Origin of the sequence: Streptomyces sp. IBSBF 3136 (genome assembly GCF_036815105.1) — a bacterium.
GTDB lineage: Bacteria > Actinomycetota > Actinomycetes > Streptomycetales > Streptomycetaceae > Streptomyces.
Genome location: NZ_JAJSZC010000342.1, coordinates 1 through 5,845, shown reverse-complemented (window position 1 = coordinate 5,845; position 5,845 = coordinate 1). Strand labels below are relative to the sequence as shown.

5 protein-coding genes are annotated in these 5,845 nt (G+C 71.0%); 2 read left to right on the top strand and 3 right to left on the bottom strand.

Going from position 1 to position 5,845, the window contains the following annotated elements:
* The first annotated feature begins 46 nt into the window (after positions 1-46).
* Entirely contained in the window at positions 47-1,726 is a 1,680-nt protein-coding gene (locus tag V7E45_RS38260) for an MFS transporter (protein WP_333778886.1), read from the top strand.
* A gap of 19 nt (positions 1,727-1,745) precedes the next feature.
* Here V7E45_RS38260 and V7E45_RS38255 read toward each other — a convergent pair whose 3' ends face one another.
* The 3 genes from V7E45_RS38255 to mgrA all read right to left on the bottom strand — a co-directional run bounded on the left by V7E45_RS38255 (position 1,746) and on the right by mgrA (position 3,799).
* The gene (locus V7E45_RS38255) at positions 1,746-2,366 is read right to left on the bottom strand and encodes a DedA family protein (RefSeq protein ID WP_333778885.1); all 621 of its coding nucleotides are present in this window, start codon (positions 2,364-2,366) and stop codon (positions 1,746-1,748) included.
* 101 nt (positions 2,367-2,467) lie between these two features.
* Positions 2,468-2,653, bottom strand: coding sequence for a hypothetical protein (locus V7E45_RS38250; protein ID WP_333778884.1), 186 nt, complete (start codon positions 2,651-2,653; stop codon positions 2,468-2,470).
* A 102-nt stretch (positions 2,654-2,755) separates the two neighbouring features.
* A complete protein-coding gene (gene mgrA, locus V7E45_RS38245; protein WP_333778883.1) occupies positions 2,756-3,799 on the bottom strand; it encodes an L-glyceraldehyde 3-phosphate reductase in 1,044 nt (347 codons plus the stop codon).
* A gap of 267 nt (positions 3,800-4,066) precedes the next feature.
* Between mgrA and V7E45_RS38240 the strand changes: the two genes are divergently transcribed.
* Positions 4,067-5,635: an MFS transporter gene (locus V7E45_RS38240; RefSeq protein ID WP_333778882.1), complete on the top strand. Its 1,569-nt coding sequence runs from the start codon at positions 4,067-4,069 to the stop codon at positions 5,633-5,635.
* Positions 5,636-5,845 lie beyond the last annotated feature (210 nt).

The following is a 5,845-nucleotide window of genomic DNA, read 5'->3' as shown; positions in this document are numbered from 1 at the left end:
ATCCACTTGTAGCCGGGACACGCCCCCCTGCCCCGGCTACAAGTGGATCGCCCTGTCCAACACCACGCTCGGGGTCCTGATCGCCACGATGGACGCCTCCATCGTGATCATCTCCCTGCCGGCGATCTTCCGCGGGATCGGCCTCGACCCGCTCGCCGCGGGCAACATCGGCTACCTGCTGTGGATGATCCTCGGGTACCTGCTGGTCTCGGCCGTGCTGGTGGTCGTCCTCGGCCGGCTCGGCGACATGTTCGGCCGCGTCCGCATCTACAACCTCGGGTTCCTGGTCTTCGCGTTCGCCTCCGTCGCCCTGTCCCTCGACCCGTTCCGGGCCGGCGCGGGCGCTCTGTGGCTGATCCTGTGGCGCGTCGTCCAGGCCTTCGGCGGCTCGATGCTCACCGCCAACTCGGCCGCGATCCTCACCGACGCCTTCCCGGCCCGGCAGCGCGGCACGGCGCTCGGCATCAACCAGATCACCGCGCTCGCCGGGCAGTTCCTCGGCCTGCTCGCCGGCGGTCTGCTCGCCGAGGTCGACTGGCGGGCGGTGTTCTGGGTGAGCGTCCCGGTCAGCGTGGCCGGTACCGTCTGGTCGTACCTCAGCCTGCGCGAGACCGCCGCCGCCGGGCGCGGCCGGGTCGACTGGCTCGGCAACGTCACCTTCGCCACGGGCGCCGGCATCCTGCTCGCCGGCATCACCTACGGCATCCAGCCCTACGGCGGCCACCCCACCGGCTGGACCAACCCGTGGGTGCTCTCCGGGCTGATCGGCGGAGTCCTCCTGCTGCTGGTGTTCTGCGTGGTGGAGACCCGGGTCGCCGAGCCCATGTTCCGGCTGTCCCTGTTCCGGGTGCGGGCCTTCGCCGCGGGCAACCTGGCCGCCCTGCTCACCGCGATCGCCCGCGGCGGTCTGCAGTTCATGCTCATCATCTGGCTGCAGGGCATCTGGCTGCCGCTGCACGGCTACGACTTCGAGGACACCCCGCTGTGGGCCGGCGTCTTCATGCTGCCGCTGACCCTCGGCTTCCTGATAGCGGGGCCGGTCTCCGGCTATCTCTCCGACCGGTTCGGCGCCCGCCTGTTCTCCACGGCCGGCCTGATCGTGGTCGCCGGCTCCTTCCTCGGCCTGCTGGCACTGCCCGTGGACTTCGCCTACGGTCCGTTCGCCGGGCTGCTCTTCCTCAACGGCCTCGGCCAGGGCATGTTCTCCTCGCCGAACACCTCGTCGGTCATGGGCAGCGTCCCGCCCCGCTACCGGGGCGTCGCCTCCGGGATGCGGGCCACCTTCCAGAACTCGGGCACCGCCCTGTCCATCGGCGTCTTCTTCTCGCTGATGGTCTCCGGGCTCGCGGCCACCCTGCCGGCCACGCTCAGCAGCGGTCTGACGGCCCACGGCGTGCCCCCGGCCACCGCCCACGAGGTGGCCTCGCTGCCCCCGGTCAGTACCCTCTTCGCGACCTTCCTCGGCAACAACCCCATCGCCCACCTGCTCGGCACCGGCGGCACGCTCGACCATTTGACCGCGCCCCAGCGCGCCACCCTGACCGGCCACACGTTCTTCCCGCGGCTGGTGTCCGGCCCCTTCCACCACGGGCTGACCATCGTCTTCGGCGTCGCCGCCGGCATGGCGCTGGTCTCGGCTCTCGCCTCCGCCCTGCGCGGCGGCCACGAGCGGGCCGACGACGACACCGCGAAGGACGCTCCCCGGAGTTACGCCCGCAAGGGATAGGGATGCGGTCCGCCGCCGGTCAGCGTTCGCTGCGGCGGCGGAGGACGTGGCGGGTGACGAAGGCCGCGCACAGCACGCCGAGCGCCATGAGCACGTAGACCTGGTAGCGGCTGATCTCGTCGTAGACGGTCGTGATGTGGCTGCCCACGAGGTAGGACAGGGTGGTCCAGAGGCCGACCCACAGGGCCGCGCCGAGGGCGTTGAAGAGGAGGAAGCGGCGCCAGGGCATGCCCGTGGTGCCCGCGATGATGCCGTTGGCCTGGCGCAGCCCCTTGATGAACCGGGCCACCGTGACGATCTTGCCGCCGTGCCGGCGGAAGAACTCCTCGGCCGCCTGGAAGCGCTTCGGGGTCAGGAAGACGTAGCGCCCCCAGCGGTGCACGAAGGCGCGTCCGCCGCTGCGGCCGATGAGGTAGCCGATGTTGTCCCCGAGCACGGCCGCGACGAAGGCGATGGCCGCCACGGCGACGATGTTCAGCCGGCCCGCGCCGGCGAAGACGCCCGCGGCGAGCAGGATCGTCTCGCCCGGCGCCGGCACGCCGAAGTCCTCCACGAGGACGATGGCACCCACCGCCCAGTAGCCGTAGTGGTCGAGCAGCGGCGCCAGGTGGGCCAGGGGACCCGGCAGGGGAGGGGCCATGCCCCCCACCGTACGTCCCGCAGGCGCCGGCCCCGCCGGGGGCGGCGCGGCGAGAGTGCGTGCCAGGCGTCGGGGGGCAGGCCCGACTTCGCGGACACCCCCTAGCGGGACGGGCCCGTGCCGAACCCGTCGTCGCCCCAGGTGTCGGGCTGACAGGTACGGCAGAGCTCGTGTGTCCCGTCGCGGGTGACGACGGTGCCCCAGCCCAGGCAGTGCTCACAGTCGCGGGCCAGGGTCAGATTGGGGTGAGGCGGCAGACAGGGGCTGTGGTGGGCTCCGTAAGCCATGCGGTGAGCGGCTCCTTGAGGGCACGGGGTCGCGGTCCGAATGACTCCATTATGTCTGACTTTTTCTTTATGTCTATAGCTGATGTCACTCGGTGCCAGTGGTCACCCGAGGGTGCCGAGGCGCGCGTCCCGCCACAGGTCCACGCCTCCGTCGGTGGCGTACGTGTCGATCTCGGCCAGTTCCTCGGCGGTGAAGTCGAGGTTCTCCAGCGCGGCCACGTTCTGCTCCAGCTGCTCCGTGCGGGAGGCGCCGATGACCAGGGAGGTGACCCGCTCGTCCCGCAGCGCCCAGGCCAGCGCCAGCTGGGCCAGCGTCTGCCCGCGCCGGGCGGCGATGTCGTTCAGCGAGCGCAGTCGCCGCCGCATGTCCTCGGTCAGCCAGGCCGGGTCGAACGACTTGCCCTGCGCGGCCCGCGAGTCCTGCGGCATGCCCTCCAGGTAGCGGCCGGTCAGCAGGCCCTGCGCCAGCGCGGTGAACCCGATGACACCGAAGCCCTCCTCCTGAGCCGCGTCGAGCAGGCCGTCCGTCTCGACCCAGCGGTTGAGCATGCTGTACGACGGCTGGTGGATGAGCAGCGGAGTGCCGAGGTCGCGCAGGATCGCGGCCGCCTGCCGGCTGCGCTCGGCGTCGTAGGAGGAGATCCCGACGTAGAGGGCCTTCCCCTGCCGGACGGCGGTGTCGAGCGCGCCCATCGTCTCCTCCAGGGGCGTGCTCGCGTCCAGCCGGTGGGAGTAGAAGATGTCCACGTAGTCGAGCCCCGTGCGGCGCAGGGACTGGTCCAGCGAGGCCAGGACGTACTTGCGGGAGCCGCCGCCCTGGCCGTAGGGACCGGGCCACATGTCCCAGCCCGCCTTGGTGGAGATCACCAGCTCGTCCCGGTACGGGGCGAGGTCCTGCCGGAGCAGCCGGCCGAAGTTGATCTCGGCGGAGCCGTAGGGCGGGCCGTAGTTGTTGGCCAGGTCGTGGTGGGTGATCCCGAGGTCGAAGGCGCGCAGGGCGATCTCGCGCTGGGTCTCGAAGGGGCGGTCGTCGCCGAAGTTGTGCCAGTAGCCCAGGGACAGGAGCGGAAGGTCAAGTCCCGAGCGGCCGGTGCGCCGGTAGCGCATGGCGCCGTCGTAGCGAGCGGGGTCCGCGACGTGGTTCATCGGGTCGTCTCCGGGTGGTGCTGTAGTCGGTGCCCGACGGGTGCGAAGGGCCCCGTCCACCCTGCGCCCGCCCGATTCGTAAGTCCAACCGATGGTCCTCATGGCATTGATCGGCGCCGTTTCTGAATCGAGCGGCCGGGGCACTCGGATGGCCCGTGCAATGCGTTGCTGGTGTGACAGGTGTGAATACGGGCAGGCGCAGGAGCACGCCGCGCAGCGCCCGTCGAACGGGCGGTGACGGGGCGGGTGCGCAGGGAGTGCGCGGCAATGGCCTCGACGAGAGGAGAGCCCGTGGGTACGGCGACGCCCGGACGAGAAGCCCGCGACGGTGAGCGGCCGAGGGCGCCCGAGGCCGTGGCTGAGCTGCCGCGGCAGGTCCGCGAGGAGCTGGGACGCAGGCTGCGCCGCAACCGGCGGGCCTTCGGCGAGGAAGACGTCCAGGTCGTGGAGCCCCCGCTGCTCAGGCGGGCCGTGGGTGCCTCCGCGCTCGGCAACTGCATGGAGTGGTTCGACTTCGGCGTCTACAGCTACCTCGCCGCCACCATCGGCAAGGTGTTCTTCCCCGGCGCCTCCCCGGCCGCCCAGGTGATCTCCTCCTTCGCCACGTTCGCCGCCGCCTTCGTCGTACGGCCGCTCGGCGGGCTGGTCTTCGGCCCGCTCGGCGACCGGATCGGCCGGCAGAAGGTGCTCGCGACCACCATGATCATGATGGCCGTGGGGACGTTCGCGATCGGGATCATCCCCGGCTACGCCACCATCGGCATCGCCGCGCCCGTCCTGCTCCTGCTGGCCCGCATGGTCCAGGGCTTCTCGACCGGCGGCGAGTACGGCGGGGCCACCACCTTCGTGGCCGAGTACTCCCCGGACCGCAGGCGCGGGTTCCTCTCCAGTTGGCTCGACTTCGGCACCTTCGTCGGATACGCCCTCGGCTCGGCGCTGGTCACCGTGCTGAACCTGTTGCTGACGGACGCGCAGATGCTCTCCTGGGGCTGGCGCGTCCCGTTCCTGATCGCCGGGCCGCTCGGCGTGATCGGCCTGTACATGCGGCTCAAGCTGGAGGAGTCGCCCGCCTTCCAGCAGCAACTCGACGAGCACGAGAAGGGCCTGGCGCAGGAGTCGGCCGGCAGCGAGTTCAAGGACATCATCCGCAACCACTGGCCGGCGCTGCTGGTCTGCATGGGCCTGGTGCTGCTGTACAACGTCACCAACTACATGGTCACCGGATACCTGCCGACCTATCAGACCGAGACGCTCCACCGCTCCAGCGGCTCCGCGGACGTCCTGGTGCTGACCGGCATGGTGTGGATCGTCGTGCTGATCACCTTCCTGGGCCGGCTCAGCGACCGGGTCGGCCGGCGGCCCGTCTACGCGGTCGCCGCGGCCGCGATGATCGTCCTGGCCGTCCCGTCGTTCCTGCTGATCAAGGCGGACGGGACCTGGCCGCCGATCCTCGGGGTGCTGCTGCTGTCCACCCTGCTGGCCTGCTTCGCCGCGCCCAGCGCGGCCACCCTGCCGGCCCTGTTCCCGACGGCGGTGCGCTACGCGGCCATGGGCATCGGCTTCAACATCGCCGTGGCCGCGTTCGGCGGCACCACTCCGCTGGTCACCGCCGCGCTGGTCGACGCCACCGGTGACGACCTGATGCCCGCCTACTACCTGATGCTGGCCGGCGCCATCGGCCTGCTGGCCGTGCGGTTCCTGCCGGAGAGTGCCCAGGTGCCGCTCAAGGGCTCGCAGCCGATGGTCGGTTCGCGGGAGGAGCGGCGGGAGCTGATCACGACGTCGAAGGAGCTGTACGCCTACGCGCGGCAGCGGTCCGGGGCGCCTCGCGGGTGACGCACCGAACGCCCCCACAGGACGGGTGACCTGAGGGGCGCGGCCCCCACCGCGGCGCACGACGCCCGGTGGGGGCCGCACTGTTCGATCCTACGAACTTCACGCGGACGGGTTACCGGACCATCCCGGTGTTTGGTAGGAAACTTTCCTATCAGTGCTTCCCGTAAGTGCGGTACGGACCAACCCCCCACCCCTGACCCCCCTTTGGAG

Excerpts from the sequence above, each read along its gene's own strand:
- V7E45_RS38250 (WP_333778884.1), bottom strand. The coding sequence starts at position 2,653 with ATGGCTTACGGAGCCCACCACAGCCCCTGTCTGCCGCCTCACCCCAAT.
- V7E45_RS38240 (WP_333778882.1), top strand. The coding sequence starts at position 4,067 with ATGGCCTCGACGAGAGGAGAGCCCGTGGGTACGGCGACGCCCGGACGA.
- V7E45_RS38255 (WP_333778885.1), bottom strand. The coding sequence starts at position 2,366 with ATGGCCCCTCCCCTGCCGGGTCCCCTGGCCCACCTGGCGCCGCTGCTC.
- mgrA (WP_333778883.1), bottom strand. The coding sequence starts at position 3,799 with ATGAACCACGTCGCGGACCCCGCTCGCTACGACGGCGCCATGCGCTAC.